We start from the raw sequence: 15,125 nt of genomic DNA on the forward strand, positions 1-15,125 counted from the left end.
AATTAATGGTTAGGTAACACCTTTATTATACTCTGTGTGCATTGTAAGTCAATATCCTCTATACCGATTACGTCCAAAAAATGTCCCCACATTATTCCCAGTCCCCCATTATGACGAAGGGCGCCCAGTAAAAGGGGTGGGAGAATTTCTCGGCAGATTTCAGGGACAGCTGGGCCTTTCTCAGGGCGGTCGGTTTATCCATTCCCGTCTTCAGGTTTTCGTAAAGTTCTATCATAAAGAGGGCGGTGGAGTTGTCCGCCACCTCCCACAGCGTCACGACCAGAGAGGGCGTCCCGGCGTATATGAATCCCCGGGAGAGCCCGATAAGCTCGTCCCCGCGCATGATCTGGGAGAGTCCCGTCTCGCAGGCCGAAAGTACCACGAGAGACGCATTCTTGAGGTTTAACCCGAACAGCTCGTTAACCATCAAAAGCCCGTCGTTTTCCCTGTCCCCGGTTAGATAGAGGGCGGAGGAGAGGGGACTTTCCCCCTTGAACTTCCCGTGACACGCAAGGTGGATGATCCGATAATCGGAGAACCTCTTCTTTCCGAGGGTCTCGGTGGCCCCGTTCCTTATATAGGCATCTACATCGGCCATCACCTCGTTTATCTCCCCCACCTCCCGCTCGGCAAATGGGAGCGGGTCGTATTTCGTCTTCGGGTTTCCGAGAGCCAGAACCTTGCCCTCCGGCTTCTTCCTCTTGTCGACGATGAACCTCAAGACGCTGGCGCTCGGATCGACTATCAGAGTGTATCTGTCGATCAGGTAATCCTTTCCGTCGTAGAGGGCGGAAAAGGGGAGGTAGTGAAGGGGGCCGTGGGGTATCACTATCAGCTTCTCCTCGTCGGCATCTTTAAGGACATCCGAGAGGATGAGATCGTACATCTTCTTCGACTTTATCTTAAAGTCTTCGAGGTCGAGACTATTCAGGGAGCTCTTGAACTCCTTCACTTTTTCAAGCGCCTCGTCCCTCGTTATCTTCACGGTCGTAACGGTGAAGTCGGACCTTGTAACGGAAAAGACGAACAGGTCGTATTCGGTGGTTGTATAAAACTCCAGGATCCGTGTCCCCTCCGGAATTAGTGCCTGAACTTCTTTCAGCGTCATCGGATTTACCGAGACCAGCGAGGCCAGCTCCGGGTTGCTTACCTTCATCTCATCGATAAGCTCGTTGTACTCCTTTTTGACCTCCGTTATCTTTCTGGTCTTTATTTTGTCCGTAAGTATCTCGCCCGATTCACCTTCCGGGACATTTTCGTCGGGGGAGCCATCGCCGTCTTCATCATACAGCCTTGCCAGCGTCTCCCTCAGGTTTTCCTCCCGCTTTATCAGCTCCCTGTCCGATTCCCCGCCGACCACGACGTTTTTCGTCCCCAGCATATCGAGAAACGACCTCGAGCGGGAGCGCTCCATGTAATCGAACGCGTCGTCGTACCGCTTAAGCTGTATAAGCGTCCAGATCATGTATTCGTAGGCGTCTATCTTCCCCTTGGCATAGGTGGTGCGGTGGGCCTCGCCCCCGATCTCTCCCCTGACCTTCTCAACTGCGTCTATCGCGATCTTGTAGTAGTCCACGGCCTTTTCGTAATCTTTCAGGTGCATATAGCTGTAGCCGAGATATGCGGCGCTGAAGCCCAAATAGTTGATGTTGTCAATCTCCGCTCCCTTCTTCAGGGCAGGCTTGAGATATTTTATCGCCTTCTTGTAGTCCTCCTTCCCGGCGTATAGCATCCCTAATATCAGGGGGTCCTTGGCGACTTCAAGGGTCGGCGCGTGCTTCTTGGTTATTCTCAAGACCTTGGAATAGTAGTACGCCATCTTTACCTTGTTTCCGGTCAGGTAGTAAGAAAAGCCTATCCCGGCAAGGGCGAATCCCTCCCCCACGGGATCCCCTGTCTCCCTGAAGATCTCCAGGGCCTGAGTGTATATCTCCCTGGCCTCGAGGGGGGTCTCAACGTTGTTTTTCAAGCTCGCGATCCCGACAAGGCAGTAGGCCTCGCCGCTCTTGTTATTTAGCTCCCTGTATAACTTCAGGGATCTTTCATAATAGGGGAGCGCGTTTTTGTAATCGGAGAGGCTGGTATACGTCCCGGCGATATCCCTTGAGATCTCGGCCTGATAAGCTTTATCGGAAAGCTCTTCGGAGATGGCAAGCGCCTCGCTGAAGCAAGACAGCGCCTTCTCGTACTGGGCCATTATATCGTATACCTTCCCGATCAGCTTCAGGCACAAGGCCTCGTCCCGCCTGTTGTGCGCCTTCCTAGAGATTTCCAATCCCTTCTCAAAACTCTCTATGGACTCCTTGTGCTTGACGCTTTCCTCTAAAAGAACGCCTGTATATATGTTGATCATGACCACAACCCGATAGTCTTCGGACTCGTCGAAAATCTCAAGGGCCCTCCTGAAGGCCGAGAGCGCATCGTCCTTTCGGCCGAGCCTCTTGTAAACGTTACCCAAATCGATCAAGGTGTCCCCCGCGCCCCTCTTGTCTACTAACTTCTCGTAGAGCTCAAGTCCCTTTTCGTAATAGACGAGGGCGCTTTCGTGATCCGAAAGGGCGGAATACGCGGCGCCTATATCCCTTAAGAGCCTGGCCTCACCGCTTTTATCGCCCAGCTCTCGGGCAATTACCAGGGCCTCTTCAAAGTAAAGAAGCCCCTTGTCGCGCTTCCCCATCAGATTGTAGAGCTTTCCCATGCTTATCAGGCATCTCGTCTCATTACCTTTATCAGAAAGCTCCCTGTATATCTTGAGGGCCTCCTCAAAGCTTGAGACGGCCTCTTGATATTTGGTTTGCTCCTGCAAAGCATCGCCCAAATATCTATATACCCTTGCAAGGCTCGACTTGTCATCGACCTCGCTGAAGGATACTATCGCCTCCCGGTACCTGTAGACCGCCTCATCCAGCCGATTTTGGGCGCTTAGCGCAACCCCCATCCTTATCAGGGTGTCTCCCATCCCCCTTTTGTCCCCCCCCTTCTTGAACTGGTCGAGGGCCTTCTCGTAGTTTTCGAGCGCCGAGGTGTAATCAGATTTCCCCATGAACTCATTTCCCTTATCGAAGTAGATATTTTTGTTTTCCTCGCCGGCGGCCGGGCCCGCTGAGATTGTGCCTATGAAAACAAAAAGTGCCAGAAGAACCGGAGCGATCCTTTTCATATTGACCTCCCATTTCTCTTTATAGAGAAGGTAATTAGTCTTAAATCCCCCGTTTATCCGTTATTTTAGTACAAAAAAGTCTTATGTAAAGTGTTTTTTATCCGTTTGTACAACTCCAATAGGCATGTGTAACGCAATATCTCTGAGGCCGGCCCCCCTCTTCCAATCATTTTTTATATCAATACTTTACTTATTTTAAAAATAAGGCTATTATTATGGCTATCAATCTATTTACACACCGCACGTTACAGTTTTCAATCCAATTTATCGGGAGGCCAATATGAAGCGAAAATTAGCCGCTTCGATCGTCTTAATATCCCTATTCCTCATCGCAACAATCTCCCTTGCCGGAGGAATGGAATCCTACTACAAGATGAAGGGGGTCGTCAAAAAGGACGGCGTGGACACCTACGGGCAGGTCTTCAAGAAGGCAACGGAGCCGAGCAAGTACCTCGTCCTTGCGGGTGACGTGGCATTTCTCGTCGATGTCACCGCAGAGACGGTCCACGACGTTGCCGTAAACAGCGTGGACGACAAGGTAAGGCCGGCGAAGATAAGCATCGGGATCATTTCGGAGGTTTCCGGCGCCAACTTCCGCTCCAAAACTGAGGCGGGGAGGCTGGGCTTCTCCTTCTCCTCCAAGGGGAGCAGATACGTCGTTGTGGTCGAGTGATGACAGCTGGTTGGTAAGGGAATTGCGAGCGGATGCACCTTCGGAAGTTCACGGTTGAGACGTCGACTCACGTCCGGCAAAATTAAACAGATCGTTGTTTGAAATTCGGGGGCTTTCCCTCAAGGGATTTCTTCCACTTGTATCTTGGAGCTGCAGCGATTTCGATGTAAGCGGATTCGGACATATACCTTTATATCAATTTTCTTATTTTCACGGAGGAGTTAATGGAGAAGATTCAATTTCCGAAGGGATTTCTGTGGGGCGGGGCGACCGCCTCCCACCAGGTGGAGGGCGGAAACGTCAACAATGACTGGTTCATAATGGAACAGCAGCCGGGAAAGATCATAGACGGGAGCGTATCCGGCGACGCCTGTGACCACTATAACCGCTACCCCGAGGATTTCAAGCTTTTAAGCAAGCTCAACCACAATACCCACAGGTTCTCGGTCGAGTGGAGCCGGGTGGAACCTGCAAAGGATTACTTCTCCCAAGTCGAGATAGACCACTACAAGAAGGTCATAAAGTGCCTCAAGGATTTGAAGATCGAGCCTATGGTCACCCTCCACCACTTCACAACACCCGTCTGGCTGGCCAAGCTCGGCGGGTGGAAGAATCCCGAGGTGATTGAGCGCTTCGAGAAGTTCGCAAGGGTGATGGCCGAGTCCTTTGGAAAGGACGTAAAGCTCTGGCTCCCGATAAACGAGCCGATGGTCTACACCGTTTTATCGTATATGGACGGGGAGTACGCCCCTGCGGAGAAAAGATTTTTCAAGGCGTTCAAGGTCCTATATAACATGATAAAGGCGCACGCGGTCTCATACGGCGCCATCAAGGATATAATCCCAAATGCCCAAGTGGGATTCAACAGGCATATGAGGGTCTTCGATCCCTTGAGGGAAAACAACCCCCGGGATGTTTGGGTCGCAAAAAATCAAGACAAGAACTTCAACCTTGACAGCCTCGAAGTTCTCTATACGGGGGAGTCGTCGGGATTGATAAAGGTGCCTAAAAAGGACAGGGAGCTTATCCGGGAGAAGTTCGACTTCATGAGCCTCAACTACTACGCCAGGGACAGCATCAAGTTCGATCTCTTCTCCCCGGGAAGGCTCTTCGGCAAGGCCGTTTTCCCGGAAGGGGCGGAGGCCTCCCACGAAGGGGCGACGGGGGACAGGCCGGAGGGGGAGGTCTATCCCCACGGCATCTACAGGCTCCTGAAGCTCCTCTCAAAATACGGGAAGCCCCTGTACGTCACCGAAAACGGGATAGGCACCGACGACGACAAGAAGAGGATCAGGTACGTCGTCCGGCACATAGCCGAGGTGGGAAAGGCGATAAAGGACGACATGGATGTGAGGGGATACTACCACTGGTCGACTCTCGACAACTTCGAGTGGGCGGAAGGGTACACCATGCGTTTCGGGATGATCCACGTCGACTTCAAGACCCAGAAGCGGACTGTAAAGGAATCGGCTAATGTCTTTTCGGACATTGCAAAGAAGAACTGCATCGACGAAGCCCTCCTTAAAAAATACGGGGTGACCCTATAGAAAAAAACTTTAATATAACGGCCAAGAGGATCTACTTCATCATTGCGTTCCTTCTTTTGATAATCGTCCTGGGAACGCTCGGCTATGTGGCGATAGAGGGGTGGGGATTCTTAGACGCCCTCTACATGACCGTAATCACGCTGACCACGACCGGCTACAGCGAGGTGCACCCTTTAGGGACCGGCGGCCGCATCTTTACGATAGTCGTTTTGACGTCCGGTTTTTTCGCGACCGTCGTGGCCGTGGGCGCGCTGACGCATTTTCTCATAGAGAGTCGGATCATTGAAATATTTGGGAGGAGAAGGATGGCCAAGGAGATAGAGGCCCTTAAAGACCACTACATCATATGCGGGTACGGCAGGATTGGGAAGGTTATTGCCGGGGAGCTGGCGTCAAACAACGTTCCGTTCGTCGTGGTCGACCAATCCTACGAAAAGGTCGAGGAGATTATTTCGGACGACTATATAGCCCTTTTGGGAAACTCCGTGGATGAGAACGTGCTTGTGAGCGCCGGCATCATGAGGGCGAAGGGGCTAATAGCCTGCGTGAGCACTCCGGCCGACAACGTCTACATAACCCTGACGGCAAGGGACTTGAAACCGGACATCTTCGTCATGGGGCGTGCCAACGACGACACCTCGGAGAAGAGACTGGTATCCGCCGGAGCGGACAAGGTCGTCTCTCCCTACTCCATCGGCGGCAGGCGGATGGCAAACATCATCCTTAAACCCGCCGTCGTGGAGTTCATCGACATCGCCGTGGGGAGAAAAGACCTGATGCTCGCCATCGAAGAGGTAACGGTATCTCCAGGATCTTCCCTCATAGATAAAACGATAATTGACTCCGAGATAAAAAAGAGCTACGGAGTTATAGTGGTTGCCATCCTCAAAAAGGGGAGGAAGATGATCTTCAACCCAGAGACAACCTCCAAGATCGAGGAGGGTGACGTGCTTGTAGCCCTGGGCGAATACGAGAACCTGAAGGCGTTGGCCCGGGCCTGTTTAGCAAAAGGACAAAAAAAATGAAAAGCAGAACGGGTCTTGTAATTGGAATCGCCATCTCGATTCTGATCATCCTCCTTGGGAGATTCGGCATCGGATTCATAGATTCCGTCGAGAGCAAGATACTCGATTTCCGGTTCCTTGCAAGGGGCAAGATCGACCCAGGGGGGCAGGTAATAGTAATCGCCATCGACGAGAAGACACTGGACGAACTGGGGAGATGGCCCTTTCCGAGGAGCTATTTTGTCGACGTAATCAGAAATCTCAACAAGAACGGGGTCAAGGTGCTCGGATTCGACATGATCTTCAGCGAGCCCGATATATATTCGGGGATAACCACCATCGACTATATCCAGAAGGAGGTCAAAAAGGACGAGCTTAACGACTCCAAGCTGAACAGCATCCTCTCAAACGCAAGGGACAAGCTCGACAACGACCGTCACCTCTCGATGGAGATGAAAAATACGCCGGAGGCTATCCTTGGATATTTCTTCCACTCAAAACGAGATGCAATCGCCCACCTCACCGATGAAGATATTGAGAGGAACATAAGGAGTCTCGAAAAATCGAGGTTCAGGCTTATCCACTACGACTCGGAGGTGGCGAAAAAGACCCCCTTCAGGCAGGGGCTCTCCCCGGAGCCGAACATCCCTGCCATATCGGAGGCCGCCGACGGATTCGGCTACTTCAACGTCTTTCCGGACGGCGACGGAACTATAAGGTGGTCGCCCCTGACGATGAAGTGCGGGGATATTTTTTATCCCTCCCTGGCCCTCGAAATGGCAAGGGCCTACCTTGAAGCCCCGGCCCCTGAGATATATATATCCGAGGACGGTGCATACAAGATCGTCCTGGGAGACATAGAGATCCCCACCGACTCCAGGGGGGAGCTGCTGATCAACTACCGGGGCAGCGTAAAGACATTCCCCCACTACTCGTTTTACGACGTCCTAAAAAACAGCGTCCCCAAGGAGGTTTTGGAAAACAAGATCGCCATCATAGGGACCGTGGCGGTGGGGACATACGACCTGAGGGTGACTCCAATGGGAAGCGACTTCCCGGGGATGGAGGTCAACGCCAATATTATCGACAATATCCTGAACAGGGATTTTCTTTCGGTGCCCCCCTGGTCACCCTATTTCAACCTCCTCGTGGTGATTATGATCGGGACAGTCATGGGACTTGTAACCCCCAGGGTCTCGGCCTGGCGCGGCGCCCTTGTAGCCATAGCGATTACCGGCCTGTGGGCTATCACCGCCGAGTATTTATTTCGTGAGATGGGGATTTGGATCGCCATACTCCCTCCCCTTTTGACCATAGCGCTGTGCTATACGGTCTTGACACTGATCCGCTACATAACGGTCGAGCGGGCGGGCCGCCAGATAAAAAACGCCTTCCAGTTTTACGTCTCGGAGTCCGTTGTGAGGGAGATATTGAAAGACCCCTCGATGCTGACCCTCGGAGGCGAGAGAAAGGATATTTCCGTCCTGTTCTCCGATATCAAGGGCTTCACTTCCCTCTCGGAAGGCCTGTTGGCGGAAGACCTGGTTCAGATATTGAACGAGTATCTGACGAAGATGACAGACGTGGTTTTCAGTCACATGGGTCTTCTGGACAAATACATCGGCGACGCCATAATGGCGGTCTACGGGGCGCCGCTGGCGCAGCCGGATCACCACCTCAGGGCCTGCCTCACCGCTTTGGATATGAGGGCCGAGCTGATGGAGCTCCAGAAGGAATGGGAGATAACCGGCAGACCGAAACTCGAGATACGCATCGGGATAAACAGCGGGCACGCCGTAGTCGGGAACATGGGCTCCAAGAAGAGATTCGACTACACGGTTCTGGGCGACAACGTGAACCTGGCGTCAAGGCTTGAAAATCTCAACAAGGTATACAACACGAAAATCCTCATCTCCGAAAACACCTACGTAAACGTAAAGGACGAAATATCGGTCAGGGAGCTCGATCTGGTCAGGGTCAGGGGCAAGACGATTCCCGTAAAGATATACGAGATGATCGGGAGAAAGGGCGTTAATCCGGAAAGAGAGGAGATGGCGGAGGCATTCCACCGGGGCCTGGAGGAAACGAGAAAAAGAAACTGGGAAGCGGCCCTTAAAATATTCGTGGATTTGAGCAACAAATACCACCAGGATGTCCCCACATCCCTCTATATCGACAGGATAAGGGAGGCCATCTCCAATCCTCCTCCTGATGATTGGGACGGTGTGTTTTGAAAGAGCTTAAAAAAGTTATTGCATATCTTGCGTATTTGTATTATATGCTATATCATATATTAAAAAAGTATAACAAGAAATACAGAAAAAATGTCCCTTGACAATGCCATTGTAATAACAAGATAAGGAGCCCGATATGTTGAGGTTCTTATCGACCGTAGGGGGATGGGTCAACGAGAAGCTGGCCGAGATCGGCAAGGTTACGATCCTGCTTCTCGACGCCGCCCGTTGGGCCTTCGTTCCCCCGTTCAGGTTTAAGAATATCTTGCGCCAGATGGAATTTGTGGGCGTTAAGTCGATAAACATAGTGCTCTTCACCGGGGTATTTACGGGGATGGTCCTGGCCCTGCAGGGTTACCTGAGCTTCAAGCTTTTTAACGCCGAGAGCTTGGTCGGGGGCACAGTTGCCGTCGCCATGGCTAGAGAGATGGGCCCCGTTATCTCCGCCTTCATGGTAATCGCAAGGGCGGGCTCCGCCATGGCCGCAGAGCTCGGAACCATGCGCGTAACGGAGCAGATCGACGCCCTCGTTTCGATGTCGATAAATCCCGTGAAATACCTTGTTGTCCCGAGGATAATCGCAGGGATTACAATGATGCCCATACTTTCGTCGATATTTTCCCTCGCTGGCTTTCTCGGGTCTTACTTTGCGGGGGTGAAGCTTTTGGGAATAAACGCGGGAGTCTTTATGGGAAGGGTATATGAAATTCTTGACCTGGAGGATTTTACAAACGGAATCATCAAATCAGTTTTCTTCGGACTCCTCTTTACGTTGATCGCCTGTTACTACGGATTCAACGCAAGGGGCGGCGCCGCCGGCGTGGGTACAGCGACTAACAAGGCCGTCGTGGTAAGCTGTGTGACGATAGTCATCAGCGATTATTTCTTAACGGCGATCATGTTCAGTTGATTATCGGATATGAGGCAAGAAAAAAAATATGATTAGGATCGAGAGCCTAAACAAATCCTTCGGGGAAGAAAAGGTGCTCATTAACATAAACCTGACAATCCCCGAGGGTAAAATAACCGTAATACTCGGAAGGAGCGGCGCCGGGAAGTCGGTTCTCTTAAAACATATGATCGGCCTGATAAAACCTGACAGCGGAAAAATATACGTCAACGGCCGGGAGATCACCGGACTTAACGAAAAGGAGCTTGACAAGGTAAGAGAGCACTTTGGGATGTTGTTTCAGGGCGGCGGCCTCTTCGATTCGATTACCGTTTGGGAAAACGTTGCCTTCCCCCTGGTGGAGAGGGGAAACACCTCCATGGAGGAGATAAAAAAGGAGGTAAAGAAGCGTATCTCCCAGGTAGGTCTCGCCGGCATGGAGACAAAACTCCCGTCGCAACTGTCGGGAGGGATGAAGAACCGGGTCGGGCTTGCCAGGGCGCTTGTTACGAATCCAGATATCATCCTCTTCGACGAGCCGACTGCCGGACTCGACCCGATCACGGAAGAATCGATTTCTAAACTGATAATACAAACACACAAGAAACATAAAAATACATATGTCATAATAAGTCATGATATAGAGATGACCCTTAGGGTGGCCGATAAGATCGCAATCCTTTATGGAGGGAAGATCATCACCGAGGGAACTCCCGATGAGCTGAAGAAGTCAAAAGACTCCTTCGTCTCCAAATTCGTGAACGGAAGCCTCGAAGACCTTGATCTGGAGCATCGCTGACAAAGGGGGTTGGGACAACTCGTTATTCCCTTGGGGGGCGGGGGGGCGGGACAACATCTCATTCCCTTGAGGAGCTGGGGGCTGGGACGATATGTAATCCCCTTGGGAAGCGGTGGTCGGAACAATATGTCATTCCCTTGGAAAACGGGAATCCAGACTGTCCCCACGTATGTGGGGGTGAAATATCTTTAAGGATTCCCAATCGAGTCGGGAATGACAGTATAAACATGAATCGAGTTCGGCTGGGTGGCACTGATAAGCTCCGGTTTTTCAGCGAGACTTTTACCCCCTTTACAGGGAAAATCGAAAAAAGTAAGGATACTTCCATAGTATTTAATAGGAGGACAGTTTACTGTGGACAGCAAATATACCGAAATCAAAGTGGGTATTTTTGTTATCGTGGGAATTGCGATTCTAACCGTCATCACCCTTTTTGTCGGCGAATACAAGTTCAAGGTAAGAAAGGGCTACGCCCTTGACGCCGAGTTTAAAAACGTTGCGGGCCTCGACATGAACGGCCCGGTGAGGCTTGCGGGGGTCGAGGTGGGAAGCGTAACCGATATAGGACTTACGACGGACGGCAAAAAGGCGAAGATAACGATGGACATCGATCCCGATGTGGAGATCTACAGGGACGCCAAGGTGGAGCTAAAGAGCTACGGCGCCCTCGGGGAGAAATTCGTCATGATCTACCCCGGAAATCCCGACACCGGAAGGCTCGAATCGGGAGAAACGATAACGGACGTAATTCCGGAGGTCGATTTAAACGACGTCATGAGGAACGTCCAGGAGATATCGGACGACATCAAGGACATGTCGGGGAACCTGAGCGACGTCCTCGGCTCCGATGAGACGAAAAAGGACCTGAAGGAGATCATCGCAAACATCAAATCCTCCACCGAAAATCTGTCAAACATCACCACCAAGCTGAACAGCGGAAACGGCACTATCGGAAAGCTCATTAACGACGACACCATTTACAACGATGTCAAGACATCCACTAAGGCGCTGAAAGACGTCGCCGATAAGATGGAAAAGGGGGAGGGAACCCTTGGGCGCCTGGCCCACGACGAGACCCTTTACGTAGAGGCGGAAAACGCCATGCGCGAGTTCAGGAAGTCGGCGGAGGGGATTCAGGAGCAAACCCCCATCTCCGTAATGGCGACGATATTCGGGCTTATCTTTTAATTCGGAGAGGACTCGGGTCTCGTTTATTAGGTTCTCACGGGCCGGCAGTGGTTTATTAGGGCTATCCATTCAGCAGGCATTTTTTGCATAATCTCCCTTTTACCTGATCCTTGGTCATTTGCGGGGGTCCTTTCGACATCGTCACACCCCTCGTCTGTAATATGAATGCTACTCCCGTCGTCCCCGCTGAAGATAATGTCAGATCGCCCCGCTTGCCCCGTTGGCCCTGTTGAATATCAAACCCGTTCACGCTGTTTTGGCCGAATCGACCATGTTCACAATATTGACTATATCCACTATTTGAGTTACACTTAAACGATGATAAAAAAGATTAACAATGCCCTTTCAATAAAAACTTTCAAGCGAATCTCTCCGGCGGCGGCATTAATCCTTGCCCTGCTTCTTCCAATATCGGCCCAAGGCGAAGGCGCGGTAGTAACGCCCCAGGATAAAGCCGCGTCCCATCTCTCCAAAACCGAAATAATGGTTGCCCAAAACGACGGGCCGGTCGAGAAAACCGAAGTAGAGGCGGGTAATGACACAGAACCGGATTCCGAGGTCGAGGGAGGTCACGTCAACGTCTGGCCCCTCTTCTACTACAGCGACGACAAGGCGGAGGGCTCCCTCACACTGTCGATAATCACCCCCCTCTTCTACTACCGCAAGACGGACGCCGGCACAAAGGAGTTCGGCTTCAGGCCCCTCTTCTACTACCACAGGGACGACAAAAAAGACACCACGGTCGTGGACTTCATCTACCCCATCGGGAAATACAAGCAGCGGGGCGACGATAAGAACTTCAGGATCTTCCCAATCCTCAGGGACGCAAGGCACGACCTGGCCGACGACAAGGAGAGGATCGCCCATGATTACTTCCCCCTCTTCTGGGGACGCTCCGAGGATGACGAGCTGTACGGCGGCCTCTTCCCCTTCTACGGAACCATCAAGGACAGGTTCGGCAGGGACGACATGCTCTTTGTCATGTGGCCCCTCTATTACAGGACCGTGGAGGAGGGCTTCACGTCGAACAACTACCTCTGGCCCCTCGTCAGGACAACCGAGGGTGAAGGCGGGTGGGGAGCTAGGTTCTTCCCCATCTGGGGCCACGAGGAGATAACGGGGGAGGAGTACAGCACCTTCTATCTCCTCCCGCTGGTCTCATTCCGGGGGAGGTACCTCGACACGGAAAATCCCCTGATGGACACCTCCATAATCCCCCTCTACAGCACCCAGTGGACGCCCCACTCCCGGACGACGACGATCATCTGGCCCCTCTTCACCTACGCCTACGACACAAACTTCAATTACAAGAAGTACGACCTCCCCTGGCCGTTCCTCAGGATAGCGAGGTCGGATGTCCTTGACGTCACCGAGTTCGCCCCGATCTTCAAATACCAGACGAGGACCGAGGGCGAGGCGACGGAGATATCGAGATACCTGATGTACCCGGTCTTCAAAGACATACACCTCACATCGCCGACGAAGACGATGGACACCTACCGCTTCATGCTCATAAATAAGTACATCAAAACAGACTACACCGAGGGAGAAGACGAACTCTGGATATACCTCTTCCCCTTTTACAACAGCAGGAGCTACAAATCGGGGCTCGAAGAGAGCACCGCCCTTTATCCCCTCCCCCTCTACGACGACAGCTTCAAGCGGAACTACCTCCCCCTCTTCGAGTTCTACAACAAGGGACTCGACGACGAGGGCGTTGAGACCATAAAAATCATGCACCACCTCTACATAAAGAAGATAACGGACGACTGGGAATATATCGACGCTCCCTTCTATCACAAAAAGAGGGCAAGGTAGATGGGAATGGTGCGGATCGATCTGCTGCCGGAGGGTACCTCGATAGAGGCGGATTCGGAAACCCCCCTGATTGATCTCCTTAAGGAAAACGGGATTCTGCTCAACCTCCCCTGCGGAGGCGAGGGGAGGTGCGGGAAGTGCATCGTCAAGGTCGCCCCAAAAGGCGCTCCCTCGAGCGCGGGCCTTCCATACGCGATGGTCCCCGGCGACGACGAGAGGCGCTTTCTCTCGGACAAATCATTGGAATCGGGCCTTCGCCTCGCCTGCCGGGTTATCGTCACGGCGGATATCGAGGTCACGATCCCCCCGTCTTCCCGCCTTGCCGGGGCGGGCCGCGCCTGGGAGGGGATGGATGTCGCCGGCCTGGGCGAAGAGCAGAGGGCCGGCGGGCTCTTTCTTGCCGTGGACGTGGGAACGACCAGCATCGCCGCTGCCGTCGTGGGGGGGAGAGACGCCGCCACCGGCGCAACTGGGGGAATAATCGCCCACGCCTCGGCGCTCAACCCCCAGACGACCTTCGGGGCGGACGTTATATCGAGGATAAACGCCGTCTCCAAGGACGAAAAGGCCCTCGAACATCAGAAGCAACTGGTGCTTGACGCCGTAAACGGGCTAATCGACAAACTAACGGCAAACCTGAGCGTTGAACCGATCGAAATAAAGGGGGCGGCCTTTGCCGGAAATCCGACCATGGAACACCTCCTTCTGGGGATAAATCCGATCCCCATCGCCCACGCCCCCTTCACCCCCGCCTTTACCAAGGCGGTGAGAAAAAGCGCGAAAGTGCTTGGCCTCAATATCGACCCGGACGGTGAGGCGTACGTCTTTCCGGTCATCTCCGGCTACGTTGGCGGGGACACCCTCGCCTTCGTCTGGTCTTCGAGAATCCACGAGTCTAAAGACATCATCCTCGGCATAGACATCGGAACCAACGGTGAGATAGTCCTGGGAAACAAAGACAGGCTCCTTTCCTGCTCCGCGGCGGCGGGCCCAGCCTTCGAGGGCTCCCAGATAAGGGACGGCATGAGGGCGGACTTCGGGGCGATCGAGGGGGTCGTGATAAAGGGGGATAAGGTGATGCTTAAGGTCAAGGGGGACAACGGTGGAGGCGCCCATAAAACCCCGACCGGTATCTGCGGCTCCGGGATTTTTGATGCGGTGGATCAGCTGATCAAGGCCAAGGTAGTGGGCGAGAGCGGCCGCATCCAGAAAGGGATTGCTTCCAAACGACTCTCCGAGAGGATAAAAAAGAGTGGCTCGGTCACCGAGTTCGTCCTCCACGAGGATATTGGTAAAAACGGGAGGTCAATCGGGATAACCCAGAAGGACATCAGGGAGGTGCAGCTCGCAAAGGGGGCCATCAGGAGCGGCGCCGAGATCCTCCTTGCCGAGATGGGGATAGGCTGGGGGGAGATCAAGACGGTCCTCATCGCCGGGGCGTTCGGCAACTTTCTCAAGCCCGAGAGCATCGTTGGTGTGGGGCTTCTGCCGAAGGTAATCAGAGACAGAATCAGGTTCGTCGGGGACGCGGCCCTGACCGGGGCCGTCGAGGCGGTTGTCGATACCGCCGCCAGGGAGGGAATCGAAAAGCTCGCAGAATCGATCGACTACATCGAGCTCTCCTCCGACAAGCGGTTCAACGACATATTTATAGAGAGGCTGTCCTTTTCCGATTAAACTTTTAGGATTAAATTTTTTGATCAGATATTTCCGATTAATTGATATTGTCAGATAGATATTGGATATTTTTTAGGACTAAAATATTGGATTAAATTGCATGATTAAATTACAGGATTAAATTATAGGAACACGC

The 15,125-nt window shown here is 52.7% G+C and carries 10 protein-coding genes; 9 read left to right on the forward strand and 1 reads right to left on the reverse strand.

Features of this window, described 5'->3' with window-relative positions; genetic code table 11:
• Positions 1–91 precede the first annotated feature (91 nt).
• Positions 92–3,160, reverse strand: a complete 3,069-nt coding sequence (locus JW984_01170; GenBank protein MBN1571784.1) for a CHAT domain-containing protein — start codon at positions 3,158–3,160, stop codon at positions 92–94.
• Between the two features lie 280 nt (positions 3,161–3,440).
• Here JW984_01170 and JW984_01175 point away from each other — a divergent pair, with 280 nt between their 5' ends.
• The 9 genes from JW984_01175 (at position 3,441) to JW984_01215 (ending at position 14,989) form a co-directional block, all read left to right on the forward strand.
• Positions 3,441–3,833, forward strand: a complete 393-nt coding sequence (locus tag JW984_01175; protein MBN1571785.1) for a hypothetical protein — start codon at positions 3,441–3,443, stop codon at positions 3,831–3,833.
• Positions 3,834–4,057: 224 nt separating this feature from the next.
• Entirely contained in the window at positions 4,058–5,380 is a 1,323-nt protein-coding gene (locus JW984_01180) for a glycoside hydrolase family 1 protein (GenBank protein MBN1571786.1), read from the forward strand.
• 56 nt (positions 5,381–5,436) lie between these two features.
• A complete protein-coding gene (locus JW984_01185) occupies positions 5,437–6,405 on the forward strand; it encodes a potassium channel protein (protein MBN1571787.1) in 969 nt (322 codons plus the stop codon).
• Positions 6,402–8,618: an adenylate/guanylate cyclase domain-containing protein gene (locus tag JW984_01190; protein ID MBN1571788.1), complete on the forward strand. Its 2,217-nt coding sequence runs from the start codon at positions 6,402–6,404 to the stop codon at positions 8,616–8,618. Before JW984_01185 ends, JW984_01190 begins: the two co-directional genes overlap by 4 nt.
• Before the next feature lie 136 nt (positions 8,619–8,754).
• The gene (locus JW984_01195) at positions 8,755–9,528 is read left to right on the forward strand and encodes an ABC transporter permease (protein MBN1571789.1); all 774 of its coding nucleotides are present in this window, start codon (positions 8,755–8,757) and stop codon (positions 9,526–9,528) included.
• A gap of 28 nt (positions 9,529–9,556) precedes the next feature.
• Positions 9,557–10,306 carry an ATP-binding cassette domain-containing protein gene (locus tag JW984_01200; GenBank protein MBN1571790.1) on the forward strand — a complete coding sequence of 250 codons (750 nt, stop codon included), beginning with the start codon at positions 9,557–9,559 and terminating at the stop codon, positions 10,304–10,306.
• A gap of 354 nt (positions 10,307–10,660) precedes the next feature.
• A complete protein-coding gene (locus JW984_01205) occupies positions 10,661–11,494 on the forward strand; it encodes an MCE family protein (protein ID MBN1571791.1) in 834 nt (277 codons plus the stop codon).
• A gap of 318 nt (positions 11,495–11,812) precedes the next feature.
• Positions 11,813–13,312 (forward strand): hypothetical protein, encoded by a 1,500-nt coding sequence (locus JW984_01210; protein MBN1571792.1) that lies wholly within the window; start codon positions 11,813–11,815, stop codon positions 13,310–13,312.
• Positions 13,313–14,989: a DUF4445 domain-containing protein gene (locus JW984_01215; GenBank protein ID MBN1571793.1), complete on the forward strand. Its 1,677-nt coding sequence runs from the start codon at positions 13,313–13,315 to the stop codon at positions 14,987–14,989. It abuts the gene before it with no gap.
• Positions 14,990–15,125 lie beyond the last annotated feature (136 nt).

Origin of the sequence: Candidatus Zymogenus saltonus, assembly GCA_016929395.1 — a bacterium.
Taxonomy (GTDB): domain Bacteria; phylum Desulfobacterota; class Zymogenia; order Zymogenales; family Zymogenaceae; genus Zymogenus; species Zymogenus saltonus.

Coding starts and splice junctions, on each gene's coding strand:
- JW984_01170 (MBN1571784.1), bottom strand. CDS start 3,160: ATGAAAAGGATCGCTCCGGTTCTTCTGGCACTTTTTGTTTTCATAGGC.
- JW984_01175 (MBN1571785.1), top strand. CDS start 3,441: ATGAAGCGAAAATTAGCCGCTTCGATCGTCTTAATATCCCTATTCCTC.
- JW984_01180 (MBN1571786.1), top strand. CDS start 4,058: ATGGAGAAGATTCAATTTCCGAAGGGATTTCTGTGGGGCGGGGCGACC.
- JW984_01190 (MBN1571788.1), top strand. CDS start 6,402: ATGAAAAGCAGAACGGGTCTTGTAATTGGAATCGCCATCTCGATTCTG.
- JW984_01195 (MBN1571789.1), top strand. CDS start 8,755: ATGTTGAGGTTCTTATCGACCGTAGGGGGATGGGTCAACGAGAAGCTG.
- JW984_01200 (MBN1571790.1), top strand. CDS start 9,557: ATGATTAGGATCGAGAGCCTAAACAAATCCTTCGGGGAAGAAAAGGTG.
- JW984_01210 (MBN1571792.1), top strand. CDS start 11,813: ATGATAAAAAAGATTAACAATGCCCTTTCAATAAAAACTTTCAAGCGA.
- JW984_01215 (MBN1571793.1), top strand. CDS start 13,313: ATGGGAATGGTGCGGATCGATCTGCTGCCGGAGGGTACCTCGATAGAG.